General features: G+C 49.7%; 15 protein-coding genes. 12 read left to right on the top strand and 3 right to left on the bottom strand.

All coding sequences use genetic code 11. The annotated features are described in order from the left end of the window. Positions 1 to 11: 11 nt before the first annotated feature. Complete coding sequence (locus tag V3C10_15275; protein ID WVP60666.1) at positions 12 to 1,277, bottom strand: MFS transporter; 1,266 nt, start codon at positions 1,275 to 1,277, stop codon at positions 12 to 14. Between the two features lie 14 nt (positions 1,278 to 1,291). Further along, positions 1,292 to 3,082 carry a CocE/NonD family hydrolase gene (locus V3C10_15270; GenBank protein WVP60665.1) on the bottom strand — a complete coding sequence of 597 codons (1,791 nt, stop codon included), beginning with the start codon at positions 3,080 to 3,082 and terminating at the stop codon, positions 1,292 to 1,294. Between the two features lie 599 nt (positions 3,083 to 3,681). Between V3C10_15270 and glsA the strand changes: the two genes are divergently transcribed. The 9 genes from glsA to V3C10_15225 all read left to right on the top strand — a co-directional run bounded on the left by glsA (position 3,682) and on the right by V3C10_15225 (position 16,014). Then, positions 3,682 to 4,605 carry a glutaminase A gene (gene glsA / locus V3C10_15265; protein ID WVP60664.1) on the top strand — a complete coding sequence of 308 codons (924 nt, stop codon included), beginning with the start codon at positions 3,682 to 3,684 and terminating at the stop codon, positions 4,603 to 4,605. A gap of 92 nt (positions 4,606 to 4,697) precedes the next feature. Next, a complete protein-coding gene (locus tag V3C10_15260) occupies positions 4,698 to 6,101 on the top strand; it encodes an alanine/glycine:cation symporter family protein (protein WVP60663.1) in 1,404 nt (467 codons plus the stop codon). Positions 6,102 to 6,494: 393 nt separating this feature from the next. Further along, on the top strand, positions 6,495 to 8,333 hold the full coding sequence (locus tag V3C10_15255) for an RsiV family protein (GenBank protein ID WVP60662.1): 1,839 nt from the start codon (positions 6,495 to 6,497) through the stop codon (positions 8,331 to 8,333). A 263-nt stretch (positions 8,334 to 8,596) separates the two neighbouring features. After that, on the top strand, positions 8,597 to 9,847 hold the full coding sequence (uraA, locus tag V3C10_15250) for a uracil permease (GenBank protein ID WVP60661.1): 1,251 nt from the start codon (positions 8,597 to 8,599) through the stop codon (positions 9,845 to 9,847). 89 nt (positions 9,848 to 9,936) lie between these two features. Beyond that, positions 9,937 to 10,263 (top strand): cupin domain-containing protein, encoded by a 327-nt coding sequence (locus V3C10_15245; protein WVP60660.1) that lies wholly within the window; start codon positions 9,937 to 9,939, stop codon positions 10,261 to 10,263. A 198-nt stretch (positions 10,264 to 10,461) separates the two neighbouring features. Beyond that, on the top strand, positions 10,462 to 10,929 hold the full coding sequence (locus tag V3C10_15240; protein WVP60659.1) for a hypothetical protein: 468 nt from the start codon (positions 10,462 to 10,464) through the stop codon (positions 10,927 to 10,929). A gap of 94 nt (positions 10,930 to 11,023) precedes the next feature. Next, positions 11,024 to 12,175 carry an exonuclease SbcCD subunit D gene (locus tag V3C10_15235; GenBank protein ID WVP60658.1) on the top strand — a complete coding sequence of 384 codons (1,152 nt, stop codon included), beginning with the start codon at positions 11,024 to 11,026 and terminating at the stop codon, positions 12,173 to 12,175. Positions 12,176 to 12,209: 34 nt separating this feature from the next. Further along, positions 12,210 to 15,392, top strand: coding sequence for an SMC family ATPase (locus V3C10_15230; protein WVP60657.1), 3,183 nt, complete (start codon positions 12,210 to 12,212; stop codon positions 15,390 to 15,392). 88 nt (positions 15,393 to 15,480) lie between these two features. Next, positions 15,481 to 16,014 carry a metallophosphoesterase gene (locus V3C10_15225; protein WVP60656.1) on the top strand — a complete coding sequence of 178 codons (534 nt, stop codon included), beginning with the start codon at positions 15,481 to 15,483 and terminating at the stop codon, positions 16,012 to 16,014. Positions 16,015 to 16,023: 9 nt separating this feature from the next. On the opposite strand, the gene V3C10_15220 is transcribed toward V3C10_15225, so the two are convergent. Continuing rightward, complete coding sequence (locus V3C10_15220) at positions 16,024 to 16,659, bottom strand: YitT family protein (protein ID WVP60655.1); 636 nt, start codon at positions 16,657 to 16,659, stop codon at positions 16,024 to 16,026. Positions 16,660 to 16,838: 179 nt separating this feature from the next. Between V3C10_15220 and V3C10_15215 the strand changes: the two genes are divergently transcribed. The 3 genes from V3C10_15215 to V3C10_15205 all read left to right on the top strand — a co-directional run bounded on the left by V3C10_15215 (position 16,839) and on the right by V3C10_15205 (position 20,366). Continuing rightward, positions 16,839 to 17,648: a MerR family transcriptional regulator gene (locus tag V3C10_15215; protein WVP60654.1), complete on the top strand. Its 810-nt coding sequence runs from the start codon at positions 16,839 to 16,841 to the stop codon at positions 17,646 to 17,648. Between the two features lie 175 nt (positions 17,649 to 17,823). Beyond that, a complete protein-coding gene (locus V3C10_15210) occupies positions 17,824 to 18,702 on the top strand; it encodes a glycerophosphodiester phosphodiesterase family protein (protein WVP60653.1) in 879 nt (292 codons plus the stop codon). Between the two features lie 86 nt (positions 18,703 to 18,788). Beyond that, entirely contained in the window at positions 18,789 to 20,366 is a 1,578-nt protein-coding gene (locus V3C10_15205; GenBank protein WVP60652.1) for an ABC transporter substrate-binding protein, read from the top strand. Positions 20,367 to 20,501: the final 135 nt, after the last annotated feature.

Genomic DNA, 20,501 nt, shown 5'->3' with positions numbered 1-20,501 from the left:
ACGGGAACCTTTTATTTGGCAGTGGCAGTTTCTGGCATAACGGCTTTTCTGCTCTGGCTTCTGTATAAAGATTGAGTAATAATAAGACATATCACGACAAGCACCGCACAGATTTGATAGCCGGACAAATACGTTCCTGTCAAGTCGGCGATTGCGCCGAAGGCATAGGAGCCGACAATAATACCGATGTTAGAAAAGATCAGCATATCGGAATAAATCTGTCCGTAGTCACGCGTTCCGAATAAGTCGGTAACCCAAAACGGGGAGCTCATGCTTCCTATAACTGAGCCGAACGTACAGATTACACAGACGGCGTAAATCATAGACGGGCTATCAGTAATCAGGTTAAAGCTTAGAAGCGCCAGGGTCCACATAGTGAAAATGTACCAGTTGGAGGTGTAAGTACCGAATCTATCTTTCAGCATACCGTAGATTGGCGTTGTAACAAAGCTGACCATACTGGCAACTGAGATAGCGGCCGACACCGCAAGCTGATCAAAACCGATACTGACGGCATATATCATTCGGTGGCTGAGCGCCGGTTTCACGGTAAAGCCAATTGCAAATATGACAAATGCCAGGAGATAATACCGCGGCATTCTGTGAGCCTCACGATAAGTGATGCCGCTTGCCGAAGCAGCGGCCGGTGCCTTATTTGCCGCTGCCGGCGCATCTCCGTAGCCAAATGGCTTAAGTCCTTTATCGGCAGGTGAGTCGCGGATAATCAGGAAGGCGGTGCACTGGCAGGCCAGAATCAGAATGGCTGTCACATAGAAGGCCGTCATCAGTGAACGGCTCTGGATAACCCAGGAGATAATCGGTATAAACAGGATTCCCGACATACTGGCTCCTACGGAATATATGCCTATGGCAGTTCCGCGCTTCTGGGAAAACCAGCGGTTAACCAGGGAAGTGGTTGGAATATGGCCGCCTCCTCCAAGAGTTAAACCGGTGAGAGCAGCGCCTGCATACAGCATTCCTATTGACTGGGAATGGGCCATAACCAGAAAACCGAGTACGGCAAAAATACCGAATACAAAACAGACAACACGGGGGCTGTATTTTTTATAAAAGGAACCGGCGATTTTCAGAGTCACGATGGTGGTGATTCCCTGAATGGAAAGAACGAATGAACTTTGTGCGCCGGTCAATCCGAGCTTTGTCCGAAGAGCGGGCAAAAATACGGAAACGCCAAGGGAAGTGATTCCGATTATGCAAAAATTAATCAGAAAACACGCTGCGACGATAAACCATCCATAATGTATTTTTTTATTCATGCATTATCCTCCGTTCAGTCAATGACCGGAAGCAGCACATAGGACGCATGCTCCTGATCGGAATAGACAGTAGTATTGCCAGAATAGAGCCCGTCCGGATCGTACTGAGCATATTCGATGCTGTGCGTGTAGATGGAATGGCCCCTGGCCTTGTCAACCTTCACGTCCACGTTCCAGTCGCCATTACTGGTATGATCGGCTGCGATGGGAAGGGAAAAATCTCTGCCGCTGATTGTAAAACCAAAACGGTATCCGGCCGGCACCGTCATGCACAGCGGCCAAATTTCCACATCCAGTTCATAGACCTCATTGGGTGTCAGCATCTCCTTTTCATGATGTGTATGCCATGGCCTGTAGAATTTACTCTTTTCAGTATCCAGCTTACGGTGAGAGGCGCGCAGCCATCCGGTGCCAAGATTACCTTCCTGGTCAGAAGCGGAGATGGTGGTAACGTCGTTGCCCTCCGGATCTAATACTCGGAATATCATAAAAATATCGGCATCCTGGGTAGTCGAGGATATAAAGAGCTTAGCAGCAGCCGGCCCGGTAATTTCCACGTCTTTCCTGAGTGGGGCCGTGAAGAAGGATAAACTGGATGAATCGGCTTTATAAGCAGCGCTGCCTTCTGTCTGAAGAGAGGTCTCAAAGGAGCCGTTTACCGTATCCAGATAGAATTTGGTCCAATTTGTACGTGCCAGAGGGAATTCTTGCTCAGCACGGTCGGTAAAGGAGCCATCCACATGCTTGATACGCAGATAGACTGGAGACTGTTCATCTGGCCAGTTTCCCTCGCCTTTCAGGAAATAGTTAAAGAATCTTTTCTGCAGGCAAACTCCGTAGTCTGTATAGAACTCTGTAAAATGCTCACGTCCGTGAAGCTCCAGCCACTTTTGTTTGGAGGAGACACGGTTGTATCCCTCTACATTACCGCGCAGATGCAGGCCGTTTCCTCCCCAGTTGCCGCAGGAGAGAACCGGAACCGTGATTTTCTCCAGGGCAGTCAGCTTTTGTTCGAACTGCGGGTTTAATACTTCGATACTCCGGGGGTCCAGGGAAGGATCGGCCCGGTTTTGCAGCAGTTCCTCTTCGGACAGAGTCTCCGGACCATTGACTAGCACACCGTTCATGGAGCTGACCGGACCTTTCACGCCAAGTCCGTGCTGCTGCCTCAGTACCTGACCGGGGTACCACATCGCGCGGAAGTCGCTGAAAATTCCGCCATGGCGCAGATTATCACGGAAGGCATCCGTGTTGCCTTCAAAGGGGCAGATTGCCTTTAAATGAGGGGGATTCAGGCTGGCAACCTGCCACTGATTGACAGCGAAATAGGAAATGCCGGCCAAGCCGATATTTCCATTGCACCAGGGCTGTTCTGCAAAAAATTCGATACAGTCATAAAAATCCTGGATTTCCTGGGGGCTGGCACAGGCCAGATATCCTTCTGAGCGTCCGGCGCCCCGTGAATCAATACGGACAATGGCGTAGCCGTCCGGCACCCATTTTTCTGGATCGGCTGTTTCCCAGCACATATACTTACCTGTAGTTCCCTCGAAAATTTCAGGATAGTTCTGCTTTAAGATGTTCCAGCTTGCTTCAAAACCATCCTTCATATGCAGATTTTTTCCATAAGGACCATAAGTCAGCAGGGCAGGATATCTGCCGCCGTCATTTGGCCGGAATACATCAGCACGCAGAGTAACACCGTCCGGCATTACAACGGGAACATCCCAGTCTATTCGCATGCCGTCCTGTACCACGCTTTGCAGCAGCGGGTCGCTGATAACATTGTAACTCGTTGTGTTCATAAATTTTTCCTCCTGATACATTTGATAGTTGTTTTTGCCCATATGCAAAATAGTAAAATTACAGTTACTAAACTGTTCGGCATCACCTCCGCTTTCAATAAATAACCTTGATTTATTGGGGGTTACTCCATTAAGTGTATAAACATTAAAGAAAATAGTCCAATCTGTGCAATTTATAGAAAGTATAAGTGTTGATTATAGGCATAACAGGAAACACAACGGGCCACCGGGAAACAGCAGGTTGAGAAATGATCCTGAAGAAACAGGCGGTCTTCTGAGGAGTTTTTGTTTAATAATACACAAAAAGAAAGGGAGTATTTCTTACAAATTAGATATATTGAGGTGAGTAATACGGAGTATAATTCGTGCTTATGTGACAAGCGGCAGAGTATTCTGCTCTTATTGAAAATATGCGCTTCTATCAGCCCCTGTAGGAACGTTGCCCGCCATCCTTACATCGGCGTCCTCATTTTTCACCCCCACTCCCGTTCAACCTTTTTGCTATAATGTTATATTCATTTAGCATTATACAAATTTGTTAATAAGAGTTATAATTATTATATCAACAGGCCGGTATCGGGCGGAAAGGAGGAGAAGAAATGGTTCAGGAAATGCTTGAAAAGGCATTGGAGGAAGGCAGGAAGGAAATTGTCCACGGAGAGACGGCATCTTACATACCGGAGCTTGGCAATGTAGACAAAAATCATCTGGGAATCTGCATCTATACTGCCGGAGGGGAAGTATTCAAAGCAGGAGACACAGATATCCGTTTTACCATCCAGAGTATATCAAAGGTGATATCCCTGGCGGCGGCGCTGGAAGTCTGCGGATTTGATAAGGTGTTCGCCAAAGTGGGCATGGAGCCCTCCGGCGACGCATTTAATTCCCTGGTGAAGCTGGATCTTTCCAGCAATTATCCATATAATCCGATGATTAATTCAGGCGCGATTGCTGTGGCCAGCTATTTGATGCCGGTGGTCAGCTTTGAAGAAATGCTTCAGTTTGCCAGAAAGCTCTGTCTGGATCCGGGAATTGTCCTGGATGAGAAAGTCTGCCGTTCGGAGATGACGCACAGTGCGAGAAACAGGGCCATCGCTTATCTGCTGGAAAGCAAGGGGATTATAGACAGCGATGTGGAAAAGAGCCTGGATCTCTATGTGAAAATGTGCTCCCTGAGTGTGACGGCGGAAAGCCTGGCGGGACTGGGAATGGTCCTGGCCGGAGGCGGAATCCATCCGGAGACGGGAGAAAGACTGCTGGATGCAGATGTAGTGAGAGTGGTAAAGACAATTATGCTGACCTGTGGAATGTACGACGGTTCGGGGGAGTTCGCCGTGCAGGTCGGAATTCCATCCAAGAGTGGAGTCGGAGGGGGAATCCTTTCAGTGGTTGAAAAGAAGATGGGCATCGGAATCTACGGCCCCGCTCTGGATCAAAAAGGGAATAGCATTGCAGGCAGATATATGTTAAAATATTTGTCGGAGAAATTGCGGCTGCATATGTTTGCCGAGGACACTCTGTAGGGAACGCTTCAGAATAACCTTTTCCGGGGAAATGGGTTTCTGGCGGAAAGCGGTAATGATGGGGCGAAAAAAGGAAAGGGAAGGTGTATATATTGTACGCAAAAATTATTGGTTTACTCAGCAACTGGCTTTACAGCTACATATTGATTGTACTGCTGCTCGGAGCAGGAATTTATTTTACCGTGAAAACGAAATTTATCCAGTTCCGCTATTTGAAGGAGGCCATCCGTGTCGTAATGGAGCCAAAAGATGATGATAAATCGATCTCATCCTTCCAGGCTCTGATGGTTTCCACCGCATCTCGTGTCGGTACCGGCAATATCGCGGGTATTTCCACCGCCCTCTGTATCGGCGGCCCGGGAGCCATGTTTTGGATGTGGCTGACCGCACTTTTGGGCAGCGCCTCCGCATTTGTGGAGAGTACCCTGGCCCAGATTTATAAGAAAAGGGCAGATGACGGAAGTTCTTACGGCGGACCTGCATACTATATTCAGGCAGTTCTGAAAAAACGCTGGATCGGCATTTTGTTTGCCGTTGTTTTAATCGTAACTTACATGGGCGGTTTCAACATGGTAGCCGCATTCAACATCGCAGATACATTTAAAGCATACAGCTTTTATGATCCGTCACTGACACCTAAGATTGTGGGCGGTGTTCTGGCGCTTGCTTTCTTATTCTGTATTTTCGGCGGCGGAAAACAGATCTCTAAGGTAACGGGCGTGCTCGTACCGGTGATGGGATTATTCTATATCGCAGTTTCACTGTTTATTGTTATTACCCATATCAACATGGTTCCGGGAATGATTGCTAGCATCGTAAAAGGCGCTTTTGATTTCAGGGCGATTTTCGGAGGCTTTGCCGGTTCTGCTATTATGCAGGGTATCAAGAGAGGTTTATTCTCCAACGAGGCCGGTGTTGGTTCCGCGCCTAACGCTGCGGCATCTGCCGGAGTTTCCCATCCTGTAAAACAGGGCCTTGTTCAGATGCTTTCCGTTTATATCGATACGATCGTCATCTGTACCGCAACTGCATTTATGCTTCTCTGCTCGGGTGTTGCACCGACAAAAGAGATGGCAGGTATGAGCTATGTACAGGCTGCAGTGGCCAATTCATTGGGCGGCTTCGGAACGATTTTCATTACGTTAGCCCTCTGCCTCTTTGCATTTACAACACTGATTGGAAACTTCTACTATGCGGAGATGGGCCTTGGCTTCATCTGCAATAAGACACCGAGTAAGAACCTGCTCCACGGATTCCGTATTCTGGCTGCAGTGATTGTATGCTTCGGCGCGACGATCGAATTCGGCGTTGCCTGGGATACGGCGGACGTTCTGATGGGCCTGATGGCAATCATCAACCTTCCGGTCATCATCCTTCTCGCTAAACCGGCCGTTCGCTGCATGAACGACTATATCCAGCAGAAAAAAGCAGGAAAGAATCCTGTATTTAAGGCTGCTGATATTCAGCTTGAAGATAAGACGGATTTCTGGAATTAGATAGGACAGTAAAGATAAATATCACGAAAGTGATGGAATAAAGAGAGACAGCCGATTTGCAGTCAGGGTTCCCGCCCCGGCTGCAAGCCGGCTGTCTCTCTATACCACAGGAAAGTGATCCTGTGATATTCAAAAGCCTTCCGGGCAGAATGCGCACTCGGCGGATAGATTTTCACGCAAGTTACGCGTGAAAACGCCTCGCGGAACATTACCTGTGAATAGCAACTAAAATCCTTACTGTTCTATTAATATTCATCCCATTCTTTGACAAGCTGATGAAAAAAAGTTACACTTATTGTAAGCGACGTAAAAGAAAATTCAAACATGAATTTGGAAGAGAATGGATGGCAGCAGGAGAATATCAGAAGTAATTGAACCAGTAAGGAGATTAACGTGAGAAGAATAAAGATAAAAAGAAAAATTAAAAATTATACGGCCGCAGCCGCGGTGACGGCTCTGGCGGCGCTGATGCCGATTGCCGTAACCGGCTGCAAACGGCAGGTGGAAGTGGATATGACGGCTGCAACGGCAGAGACGGAGACTGTGCCGGGGACCGGGGCGGTTCAGGATGTGGATATCAGGAAGGATACCCTGACGGCCACGGGAAGCACGGAGACGATGGTGGAATCCGGCCGTCATCTTTTCTTTAAGTATGACGGTTCTATCTGGAGCCTTGACAAGGCGACGGACAAGCTGACTCAGGTAAAGACATTTGAGGAGGGCGAGACGAACGAATCCTTCTGGGTTTACCGGGGGAATCTGTATTACGATGTGAGTTCGGCAGATGAAGAGGGCGGAGCCTTTGTATACGGCCTCTATAAAAAGGATCTGGAGACCGGAGAGGAGACGCATCTGATGGATCCGGTGAACCAGGCCTCCGGAATCTACGCATCGGAGGACGTCCTCTATATCCGGGGATATAATATGAATCAGGCATTTGCACTGAAAGAGGACGGCAGCCTCGGAGAAGAGCTGGATTCTAATCAGACCGTGTACGGCCGCATCCCGGAAGGATGCCATGAGCTTTACAGCGGTATGCTGCCCTTTATGGTGGAACACTATGGATATATGCCGGTGCAGAATGACAGCTGTCTGGTCATTGCCGGGGCCGATGGAAGCGGGGCGAAGGAGGTGCCCGAGGTGACCAACACCTCCTCGGTTCTGTTTGACAAAGACGGATTTTTTGTACTGTTCCAGGATGGCAGCGGAAACACCCAGTGCTACCGGTATGATGCAAAAACTCTTGAAAAGACGCTCCTCTTTGCATCATCTGACAATCCCCAGCTGATTCAATACAGGGATGGTTACCTCTATTATCTGACCAGCAAGGTTTACCAGACCGTCAGCGAGGGAACTCGGTTTTATAAGGTGAATGCAGAAACAGGTGAGGTTACAAAAGCCGCTTCCATCAATACGGAACCTGGAACGCTCAATATGTACGATTATGACGGTAACTTTTTTGTCTCGGAGGATTCCATCTACTGTCAGGAGCTCAAGGACTACGGAGTTTATATTGGAAAGACGGACCTTGGCACAGGGGAAGAGAAGAAACTTCTGGAGCCGGCCCTCTATCAGTCATCTATCCGTGAACTGGGGCACGTAGAGGCGGAGAAGAAAGAAATCCCGTTCTCCGGCAGTGGGACAACGGCGATGGAGATTTATATTGAGACAATGGTTTTTGACGGTGACAGTGACGCGGTAAAGGCGATGAACCGCACGATGGAGGAGCGCCGCGCCGCCCTGCTGTCATACAGTGACGAGATGGCGTCTTATATGGATGAATCCCTGAGCTACAGGGACGATTTCCATTTGTCGACGCTTATTTATGAGATTGCGGCGATCAATTATCTCGATGATAACCTGGTCTGCGTGGAGGCGGACGGCTATGAATATTCGGGCGGAGCCCACGATATGCCTTTCAAAGATTATTTTGTCTTTAACCGTAAGACGGGAGAGCGGATGAAGCTGAATGATCTTGTCGATAATTCGGTGGAGGAGCTTCAGAGCATTGTGGGCAGGGCATTCAGGGAGCTGGCGGAGAAGACAAACTTTGCCTTTGAATCCCCGGAAGATCTGGAGCACACAATCGCGGACGACGTAAGCTTTGATTCGGCCTTTTATATCACTCCGGAGGGTGTGGTTTTCTATTATGCACCGTATGAAATCGCATCGTATGCGGAAGGATTCCCGGAAGTAACGATACCGTACTCGGAACTGAAAATGAAAAAATGATAACTGGATAGAAGTACCGTCCCCAACCTCCGAAGAATGCGGCGGAAGAAGGATACCGGTATATCAAATCACTGACCGGCCGTAAATAATACGAAATCCATTTCTAAAAAAATCTTTACGAATATGACCGTCTATGGCATAATATGTAGAAGAAACTTGCAGAATAAGCGCAGGAGGATGCAGTGGCCGAAGTATCGTGCTACAGGTTTCTTCCTGCGCTATTTTCCTGCACTAAATCTTACAAAAGAATATGGGAGGTAAAAATGGAAAGTCATCGTATTATTCAGGTTGAGGAGAAAGTGCCGTTTAACCTGCTGGTGCCCCTCAGCATCCAGCACATGTTCGCCATGTTCGGCGCATCGGTGCTGGTTCCGTTTTTGTTCGGTATCAATCCGGCTATCGTTTTATTCATGAATGGTGTGGGAACCCTGCTGTTTATCCTGGTGACGAAAGGAAAAGCGCCCGCTTATCTGGGTTCCAGCTTTGCATTTCTGGCTCCTGCCGGGATTGTCATTGAGAAGTTCGGCTATGCCTACGCGCTCGGCGGTTTCGTTGCGGTCGGATTCTGCGGCTGTATTCTTGCATTTATTATTTACAAATTCGGTTCGGAGTGGATTGACATCGTGCTGCCTCCTGCGGCCATGGGTCCGGTTGTGGCTCTGATTGGCCTGGAACTGTCCGGAACGGCGGCAAACAACGCGGGACTTCTGGATGAAGTGATAGACCCGAAAAAGATGATTGTTTTCCTCGTAACACTGGGAGTTGCCGTGTTCGGCTCCATCTTGTTCAGGGGATTTTTGTCCGTCATCCCAATCTTAATTGCAGTCATTATGGGATATGTGGCGGCCATTGCCTGTGGACTGGTGGATTTTGCCCCGGTGGCCAATGCCCCTGTTTTTGCAATCCCCAACTTCTCCTCCCCGAAATTTAACCCGGAGGCGATTATGATTATTCTGCCGGTCATCCTTGTTATCACGTCGGAGCATATCGGCCATCAGGTCGTGACCAGCAAGATTGTGGGACGTGACCTTTTAAAGGATCCGGGACTTCACCGTTCCTTATTCGGAGATAATTTTTCCACGATGCTGTCCGGTTTTATCGGCTCTGTACCGACGACCACATATGGAGAGAATATCGGGGTCATGGCCGTGACGAGGGTCTATAGTGTCCGCGTTATTGCCGGTGCGGCCGTGCTTTCCATCGTTTGTTCCTTTATCGGTAAATTATCCATGTTAATCAGCACGATTCCGGGACCGGTCATCGGAGGAATTTCTTTCCTGCTCTACGGTATGATTGGTACGTCCGGACTCCGCATTCTGGTGGATTCAAGGGTTGACTATGGCAATTCAAGGAATCTGGCCCTCACGTCGGTCATCTTTGTAACCGGTCTTTCGGGTATCAAATTAAGCATCGGAAATATCCAGATGACGGGAATGGTCCTGGCCTGTGTGGTCGGAATGATCCTGAGCCTGATTTTCCATGTGCTGGACAAACTTAAGCTGACAAACGAGTAAACCGGACGGCGTTTGTGATTGAAAAGATTGGAAAGAACAAGTATAATAAACAGTATAAGAAGGAAAGTTATAAGAGGAGGCAGACAGTGATGGAAACGGTAATCAAAAAGAATGCCAACGGCGGGGACGGAGAGATCTCGGTAAAATATATCCTGAACGAAGAAGAGATGAACGGCAAGGGCAAGATGTTTTCGGAAGTGACGATTGCACCAGGATGTTCCCTCGGATATCATGAACATGTTGGCAACAGCGAGACCTATTACATTATCAGGGGTGAGGGAGAGTACAATGACAATGGTACAATCCGCACAGTGGTACCCGGAGATCGGACTTTTACCCCCAACGGATACAGCCACGGCATGGCAAATAAGGGGGATACGGATCTGGTATTCATGGCGTTGATTATTTACGATTGAGATCGGAAAGCGGGGAATAGAAGCTTTCTGCCGGACGGGCCGCTGCACAGTAACGTACAGCGGCCTGTTTTAAATAGCATGGGAAAATCTCCTGGGATGGTGAAAGCCCTCCGGGCAGGATGCGCGCCCGGGCGAAGATGAATATGCCGTTTATTGAAAGCAAAGGAATTTGGATGGAATTTGGAAGAAGGGACAGGTATGAGAAAGAGGACAGGAGGCATGAAAGGGAACTTAAAAGGGGGAAGAAGATGGTTCCAGATCAGTATGTTCGGAGGTATCGTGCTGGCCGGCATGCTGATTATGATTTTTAAAACGAGAACCGGGGCGGAGGCCGCGCTTTATGACAGGAATTCGGAGATTACGCTCTATGCCAAGACGACGGCCGGAGATGTACCGGCTCTGAATGCCGCCAAGTTTTTTCCCGACGGCAAACTGAATCCGGCTAAATTCAGTTATGATTTAAGTGAGTGCGATTTCAATACGCCGGGAATATACAGGATCCCTGTCTTTTACGGAGATAATGAGACGGACTGCGTGATTCAACTGGAGGTTCTGCCCTCCGGCAGACAGATTCCGGAGACGTCAGGCAGTATGAGCGGGGATTCCCTGAGCAGCGGGACAGGGGAAGCGGTGACAGAAGAAACGACAACAGAGGAAAACAATTAACATCGGGACGGGAGAACGTACGGCAGAACGAAACGGGGAAGACCGGACTGATGTTAACAGAAAACAGCGGCTGAACGGCTAAGGAGGCATAAGTTTGAAATTTTTTCATATATCGGATTTGCATATCGGCAGGCAGATGAACGGATACGGCTTAAAGGACAGCCAGGAGAGCGCACTGGCGCAGATTGTTGAATACGCGGCAGACCAAAGGCCGGATGCCGTCCTCATCTGCGGGGATATTTACGATAAATCGGTTCCTTCGGCCGAGGCGTATACGGTATTTGATTTATTTTTAAACTGTCTGTCCGCCGTCCGGCCGTCTATGCCGGTCCTGATTATAGCCGGCAATCATGATTCACCGGAGAGGCTTTCCTACGCCTCTTCTTTTTTAGGGCGTCATCAGATCCATATCTCCGCCCTGCCGCCGTCTTCGCCGGAGGACAGGCTTAAAAAGATTACGCTGGAGGATGAGTGGGGAAAGGTAAACTTTTATCTGTTTCCCTTTATCAAACCGGGCTATGTGCGCCATCTGTTTGAGGAGGGAAAGGTGACGGGCTACGACAGCGCATTCCGGGCCGTGCTGGAGCGCGAGGAGATCAGCAAAGAGGAAAGAAATGTGCTTCTGGCGCACCAGTTTTTTGTATCGGGGACCGGTGAACCGTCGGTGTGCGATTCTGAGTCCGTGATATTGACGTCGGGCGGCCTTGATCAGATCGATGTATCCGCACTGTCCGCATTCGACTATGCGGCCCTGGGACATCTGCATGGGCCTCAGAAGGTGGGGGAGGAGAGGTTCCGCTACAGCGGCACTCCTTACAAATATTCGGTCAGCGAGGAGCATCATCACAAGGCGGTCATGATGGTCACGCTGGAGGAGAAGGGCACTCTGAAGACGGAGAGCCTGCCTCTGATATGCCGTCCCGATGTCCGCAGGATCAGGGGCCCCCTGGAGGACGTCCTGGCCGCGTCCGACGGGGAGAGAAGGGGAGACTTTGTCAGCATCACCCTGACCGACGAGACGGAAGCATACGATATGAAGGATCAGCTTCAGGAGGCATATGACCGGATTCTGGAAATAAGGATTGATAACGAGAGAACCAGGAAAAAGCTGATGGAGGATGGGGAAGAAATAAAAATTCCGGATCCCTTTGAAGCATTTTGCAGGTTTTATGAGGCAATCCGGCACTGCCCCATGACCGGGGAGCAGGAAACGATTCTGCGCGGCGTGCTGGAGGAGATAGAATGAGGCCGCCGCTTGGCCGAACGAGAGGAGTGAGACGATGAAGCCCTTAAAAATAACAATGTCAGCGTTCAGTTCCTATGCCGGTGTGACGGAGATCGATTTTGAGAAGGTCGGCCACGGCCTTTTTCTGATAACCGGTGACACGGGGGCGGGAAAGACGACGATTTTCGACGCGGTTTCATTTGCCCTCTACGGTGAGACAAGCAGCGACAGCCGCGACGGCACGATGATGCGGAGCCAGTATGCAGGAGAAGGGGAGGAAACCTGGGTGGAACTGACCTTTTCCGATCGGGGGGAAGTATACCGCGTCAGGAGAAGCCCCGCCTATCAGAGAATCAGCAAGCGCAGGAATAAGGACGGCGAGCGCACCATCACAACGGTGTCAGCAAAGGCCTCTTTTTATCTGCCTGATGGGAGCGAGTATCCGGGCAGGCTCAGTGACATCAATGAAAAGATACGGGAGATCGTGGGAGTGGACCGAAACCAGTTTGCCCAGATCGCCATGATCGCCCAGGGAGAATACATGAAGCTGCTCCATGCCTCTTCAAAAGAGAGGAAGGAGATTTTTTCCCGCATATTCAATACGGGTATTTACTGGAAAATCCAGCAGAAATTAAAAGACAGGAACAATGAACTTTATATCAGGCTGAAGGATAACGAAACCCTCTGTCTCCACGAACTGTCCCAGGTAGCGGTTCCCGACGACGGAAACGGACAGGCACAGCAGTGGCAGGAGATATCGGGAAAACTGGAAACAAAGGGCGATGAAATCCTTGGGCTTTTGAAAGAAATCACGCAGGAGAGCAGACGCCAGGAGCGCATATCGGTGGAAAAAAGTGAAGCGCTGATTGAAAAGACGGCGGTCCTCACACAGCAGCTGGAACTTGTCAAGGAACAGAACCGCCGCCTGGATGAATGCGAGGCAGCAGGAAAAACGCTGCAAGCACTTAAGGAGAGAATTCCGGAGCACGACCGCATGGCTGTAAAACTTAAGAATGCCGGCCGAGCAGAGCCGCTCCGGCCGCTTCTGCAGAATTGTGAAGCCGATGAAGCGGAGCTGGCCCTGGCTGATGAGAAGACGGAGAAACTGAAGCAGGAACTGCAGACCCTTGGGGAGCCGCTTGAACAGTCGGAAAAGCTCTGTCTGGAGATGAGGCGGAAACTGGCCGATAAGCGTCCTGCCCTGGAGTTGGCCATCGGACGTTTGCAGGAAGCGATGCCCTCCTATGGCCTGCTGGACGAAAAACTGGACGAAGAGAGAAAGGCACGAAGCGATGCGGGACGGCTTCAACGGGAACTGCAGGAGGCGGAGGAACACCTTTCGCAGAATGCGAACACGGTAAAAGAACTGGAAACAGAGGCAAAAGAGCTGGAGAAAGCCCCGCTCTCCCTTGTAGAGGTACGTAAGCAGGAGGAGGCGCTGGAACTGCGCCTTGAAGAATTAGGACGGCTTCGGTCCGGACTCTTACAGTTGGAAGAACTTGGAAATGATTCTATCCGTAATAAGGAGCTGGTAATATCGGCCCAGCGTGCATTTGACGGGGCGGAGGCGGAGTACGGCAGGAGAAACCGCCTGTTTATCTCCGTACAGGCAGGCATCATGGCATCGGAGCTTTTAGAGGGAACTCCATGTCCGGTATGCGGTTCCCTGCACCATCCGCAAAAAGCCGTGCTGACGGCGGAGGATGTAACGGAACGGCAGGTGGAAGAAGCGAGGCGGAAGAGGGAGGAAGCGGACCGTTTCCTGCGCAGAGCGGCGGAGGAGAGCCAGAAGTGCCTGATCCGGATGGAAGAGAAAGAGCAGCAGGTAAGAGAGCAGGAAAAAAAGCTGTTTGAAGAAGACCGGTCTGCCGGTTCGGCACCTTATGCACTGGAGGAAAGGGCGGAGAGAGCCCGCCTGGAGACAGAGACGTGTCTTGCGGCGGCGCGGGAGCTTTCAACGGCCAGAAAGAAGTTTGAACAGGATGTAAGAGCGCTGGAAGAAAACAGGAGCCGTCTGGCCGAGCTGGGAGAGCGTAAGGAGAAGCTGGAAAACAGGCTCCGCGAACTGCGGCCGGATCTTCAGGAGGCTGAAATCCATCTAAGACAAATCCATATGGAAGCGGAACAACTGAAGAAAAAACTTCTGTGGAGCAACCGCGGGGAGGCAGAGCGGGAACTGGCCCGGCTGGCTGCGGAAAAAGCAGAACTGGAACAGGCGGCGGAAAAGGCGGAGAAGAATGCCGCAGACTTGAGAAGCAGATTTACACAGAAAGAGGCATACCTGTCCTCCGGGCAGGAGCGGCGTGGAAATCTGAAAGTGAAGGTGGACACGGGCAGGAAACGGTGGGAAACGGCGCTTAAGACAGCCGGGTTCCAATCGGAAGAAGAGTACAGGGACGCCTTCCTGCCGGAGGAGGAGAGGGAGAGACTGGCCGCAGAGCTTGAGCATTTTAACAATGAACTTCTTCGGGCGGGCACGATTTACCAGCAGCGCCGGGAGGACACAAAAGGGCAGGAGAGGGCGGAGGAGGCGGATATCCTGGAGGAGCTTGGACGGCTGACGGCTGAGAAGAACGAAGCGTCCGGGAAAGCAGGCCTTTTGTCGGCCAGACGGACCCGCAACGAGGCCGCATACGGAAGTCTTAAAAAACTGATGGAGGCGCGCCGTAAACTGAAGGCGGAAAAGCAGCAGATGGAGATGCTCTATACGACGGCGGACGGAAAAGTGACGGGGGCCGCAAAGATTGATTTCCAGACTTATATTCAGAGACAGTATTTTAAACAGATGATTCATGCGGCCAATAAGAGGCTCTGTGTCATGACGGACAACCAGCTTCTTCTGCAGTGCCGCGACATGGAGACGCTGGGAATGAAAGGCGAGGTGGGTCTTGATCTGGACGTCTACAGCATGAGTACGGACCGGACGCGCGACGTAAAGACTCTGTCGGGCGGGGAATCCTTTATGGCGGCTCTCTCTATGGCGCTGGGGATGGCGGATGTAATCCAGAATACGGAGGGCAGGGTCAGCATCGATGCGATGTTTGTGGATGAGGGCTTCGGCTCCCTGGATGAGGCATCGAGGACAAAGGCGATCCGGATTCTGAAGGAACTGGCCGGGGACCGGAGGCTGGTCGGAATCATTTCCCATGTGACGGAGCTGAAAGAACAGATTGACAGGAAGCTGCTGGTGAAGAAGAATGAAAAGGGCAGTTTTGTCCGCTGGGAGCTGGATAATTAGACGGGACGGAGAAGCAGATAAGCTGAATAAGCGTTACTGGTCACGGAGTGAACAGTAACGGAGAATCGGATAATGGAGGAAGAGAAAAGTGGCAGAAATATTCATGGTATCAGACACCCATTTTGGAGATAAGGGAGCCATCATGAGGTACGAGGGAAGACCCTTTCAAAGCGGCCGGGAGATGGACGAGGCCCTGATTCGCAACTGGAATGAGACGGTGAGCGGAGCGGATACCGTCTATCACCTTGGCGACGTAGCCTGGAATATGGAGAAAGAGGAACTGAAAACCCTTGTGGGAAAACTGAACGGCAGGAAAATACTGATCCAGGGGAACCATGATATGAATTATTCGGTCAGGGAGTGGATGGAGATCGGCTTTGAGGAGGTATATCCCCTGCCGGTGGTGTTAGAAGGTTTTTTCATGCTGTCCCATGAGCCGATGTATGTCAATTCATACAGTCCCTATGCCAATATCTTTGGCCACGTCCACGGCAATCCGATGTACCGGGACAAATCCAGCCACAGCTTCTGCGCCTGCGTGGAACGCACCGGTTACCGGCCGGTTCCGTTTGACAGGATTAAAAAGGAAATGTCGGGGTGCCCGACGGTGGAGGAAGAGTAAACTTATCGGTCAGGCTGCGGGCCTCAGCCTTAAATTATTTACAAAGTCAATCAGGAACGATGATACGGTCACGGTCACCAGTGAAAAAATAATGCGTCCGGCGGAAATGTAGGACAGTGACATAATTAATACCGTGATATCGGTAAGAAGATAAGCGCGTGAAATCCTCCATTTTGTGACGCGTGAGATGGAGAGCGCCAGCGCGTCATCCCCACCGCTGGAACCACCCTGCCGCACAACGAGGCCGACGCCAAGTCCTACGAAAACTCCGCCGCAGACGGCGGCAAAAAGCGGATAAGCGGACAGATCGGGCAGTACGGGGGGAGCCAGCTCCCATAGTTTAAAGAAGCATGACACACTGAGGGTGGAGATAACGGATATTTTTATAAATCCCCCTCCTAAATACCGGAAAGCCAGAATGTAGCACGCGATATCGAGAAACGGCGTTATAATGGCAGGGGAGATGTCCAGCCAATGACTGGCAAGAAGCATCATGCCGAGCACGCCGCCCTCCGTGATATTTGTCTGCTGGTGGATATTGTAAATACCAAAAGAGCTGATTGCGGCTCCGATTAGGATTAAAGTTATTTTCCTGGCGGAAAAGTCTCGGGTAAAATTGTGAATTGTATTCTGCAGTGTTTTCATAACAATACAGACCTCCTTTCTTCAAAATCATCTTAAACCCTGGTATAATACCAGGGTCAAGCAGAAATTGTATTATTTACACAAAATAAACATGAAATTATCACAGCTTTTCCAAGCCCCAACGTAAAAAAAGTGGCAGCAGCAGACAATACAGGACAAGGGAGGTTATCCCAAAAACCATGAAAAACTATTACAAGATCAATGAAATTTCAAAGCTATACGGGATCGGTCCTGATTCCCTCAGATATTACGAAAAGCTGGGAATTCTTAAACCCCGCAGGGATACCAACGGTTACAGGCTTTACAGCCTGAAGGACATCTACAAACTGAACGTGATACGCGATCTGCGCAGGCTCAATTTTCCAATGGAAAAAATCAGGGAATACCTGGATCACCAAAGTGTGTCTAATACACTTGAGCTTCTCAAAAAAGAGCAGGAACTGCTGAACAGCCAGATAAGGGAACTGCAGAACAGAACCGTGATCATACAGGAACGGATTTCTGTTCTGACCGCCGCGCAGAGCGTAAAGACGGGCCAAATGAAGATCCGCACGCTGCCGGAGCGGCGCTGCGTCGAACTGAGTGAACCCGTCACCAGAGATGAGGAGATGGATTTTATTATCAAAAAGCTGCACAGAAAACATGAAGATAAAATATCCGACTTCGGCGGCCAGAGTATCGGCGCATTTTTATCCCTGGAGGATTTAAAGAAAGGAATTTCAAACGTATACCATTCCGTATTTTTTATACTGGAAGATGACGCGGAGGAATACGACTTTACCCTGCCGGGCGGAGAGTATCTTTCCTGTTTTTACCGCGGAGGATACATGCAAAACGCGGAGCGTATGCAGGAGATCCTGTCCTATCTGTCCCGCAAGGGGCTCACTATGGCAGGCGGCCCTTTTGAGATGTATGAGGTAGACAACCGTGACACGATTCTCGAAGAGGAATTTCTGACGGAAATCCAGGTCAGAATTAAAAGTCTGTAAGTTCAGTAAAAAGAAACAGGCAGATTCCGTCCGTTTCCCTCGCTGCCTTTACGGAAAATACATCCCATCCGCCAAAATAAATTCAGAAAAATGCATTCGGACATCTGGAATCGCGTTTTCTTTTGTGCTATAGTAAAAAAGATGTAATACAGTAAACATAAGAAAAGAATGAAAGGTGATAGAATTGGTTTTAGTAATACCCGGAGTATTAACCGTATCGTTTCTCTCCCTGTTCTACTGCTGCATGATGCCGGAAGTCAGCAGAAAAGACAGGATGAAAGCATTTGAAAAGCAGTATATTGCCCACAGGGGATATCATGATAATGCATCCGGCCATCCGGAAAATACGATGCCTGCCTTTGAGAAGGCGGTTGAGAACGGTTACGGGATTGAACTGGATGTACAGCTGACAAAGGACAAGGTTCCCGTGGTGATTCATGATTATGATTTAAAGAGGGCGGCAGGAATCGACAGAAAGGTTGAGGACTGCACTTTTGAGGAGCTGAAGTCGTATCCGCTGTTTGGGTCCGGTGAGACGGTTCCGGCCTTTAAGGATGTGCTCCGCATGGTGGCGGGAAGAGTTCCGCTCATCATCGAACTCAAAGTGGAGCGAAAATACAGGGAGACGTGTGAGATAGTCGCATCCCAGCTCGATTATTACCATGGTACATACTGCATCGAATCATTCAGCCCGCTCGCTCTGTGGTGGTTTAAACATCACCGCCCGGAGGTGGTAAGAGGCCAGCTGGCGACAAACCATAGAAGAGAAGGCCTTAAAACGCCCTGGTATGTGGAGGGGATTCTCACCAACTGCCTGCTGAACGGTTTTTGCAAACCGGATTTTATCGCTTATAACTGCCGGTTCACAAAGACATTTCCGGTAGCCATGCTGCGAAAGTTTTATAAGTGCAAAATGGCCGCCTGGACCATCAAGAGCCAGAAAGAACTGGAGAACCACAGAAAATATTTTGACGTATTCATATTCGACAGCTTTGCTCCGGAGGGGCAGAGCCGGAGGGCCGATGAAGCTAAAAAAGTCACAAAATTTCCATAAAAAAGTTGCATTTTTTATAAAACCTGATACAATGATAGGGACAATTTAATAATGAGAGAATATTACGAATTCAAGAGGTAAGAGAGATGAAAAAGAGACACCTGCTTACAGGCGTAATGGCACTTCTGGTATCTGTTGCACTCAGCGCATGCGGAGGCGATAAGAATGCGGGAGGCACCTCGGCGGGAGAGACGAAGCAACAGGAGTCTTCCGTAGACGGAACCAGTAATACTCTTTCAGAAGGAACACCAGTACCAGGCGGAAGTGTTGTGTTTGGCATGACACAGGACCTGGCTAGTCTTGACCCCCACCCAGAGACGGACGCAGGAACTAGAGACGTGGTTTTCAATTTGTACGAAGGGCTTGTTAAGCCCGCTTCAGACGGCAGTATTGTGCCGGCAGTTGCCAGTGAGTATGCTATCTCAGATGATGCAAAGACATTTACTTTCACATTGAGAGACGGTATTACGTTCCATGATGGGACACCGGTAACGGTTGAAGATGTCAAATATTCCATTGATCGATATGCGGAGATTCAGGGCGAATCCTCCGCTTTTTCTATGCTTTCGGATGTGGTTATTAAGGATGATAAGACAATTGAGGTGGTTCTGAAAGAGGGCGATTCCGAGTTTTTAACAGAACTTACACTTGCAGTGATTCCTGCCTCCAATGAGGACCCGGCAGGAAACCCAATCGGCACGGGACCTTTCAAGTTTGTATCCTATACGCCGGGACAGAACCTGATCCTGGAGAAATACGATGGATACTGGAAAGAGGGAGTGCCAAGCCTCGACAAGGTGGAATTTAAGTTCACACCGGATGTGGATACCGCATTCATGGAGCTTCAGGCCGGAACCATCGATATTTTAAAATACCTGACCACAGCCCAGGCCCAGTCGCTCGGCAGCGATTACAACCTTGTGGAAGGCAGCATGAACCTGGTTCATGGAATGTACTTAAACAGTGCGTATGAACCGCTTTCGAATGCAAAAGTGCGTCAGGCACTCTGCTATGCGGTGGACAGAAACGCAATCAACAATTTCCTGTTTGGCGGAAAGAGCCGGATTATCGGTTCCAATATGATCCCGAACATGACAAAGTATTATGAGCCGCAGGCCGAGACCGTTTATACCTACGATGTGGAAAAGGCCAGGGAACTGCTTGCCGAGGCCGGATATCCGGACGGTTTTGCACTGGAAATCACGGTTCCCAGCTCCTATTCCCAGCATGTGGATACAGCACAGATCATTGTAGATCAATTGTCACAGGCGGGAATTAAGGCCACGATCAAGCAGGTAGAGTGGAGCACCTGGCTGGAAGAAGTTTATAAGAACGGCGAATTTGAAGCTACGGTAATCGGCTTTGACGGGACCCTCGCCCCGGGCAAGATGCTGCAGAGATACGTTTCCGACGACGGCAAAAACTTCATGCACTATTCCAACGCAGAATTCGACCATGCCTTTAAAGAGGCATACGAGGCGGTCAATGATGCCGAAAAGATTGCAAAATACAAAGAAGCCCAGATGATTCTGGCCCAGGACGCGGCGGCGGTCTATATTGAAGACCCGGCAAACCTGGTAGCCGTAAATAAGAAATTCGGCGGCTATACCTTCTACCCGACATCAGCGGAGGACATGTCCCTTCTGTATCAGGTAGCAGAATAAGAGTTACAGTTCAGCCTTCGGCCAAACTGCAACAAAATGATGCACAGAAATAAAAAAGAAAGACAGCGGAATTAAAAATTACAGAATAAAAGAATGTTAAATAAAACAGAATAAATACAAAAGCAGTAAATGCCA

The organism is [Clostridium] symbiosum (assembly GCA_036419695.1).
Lineage (GTDB): Bacteria > Bacillota > Clostridia > Lachnospirales > Lachnospiraceae > Otoolea > Otoolea symbiosa_A.
The sequence above is the reverse complement of the archived record's forward strand: the minus strand, read 5'-3'. Positions and strand labels throughout refer to the sequence as shown.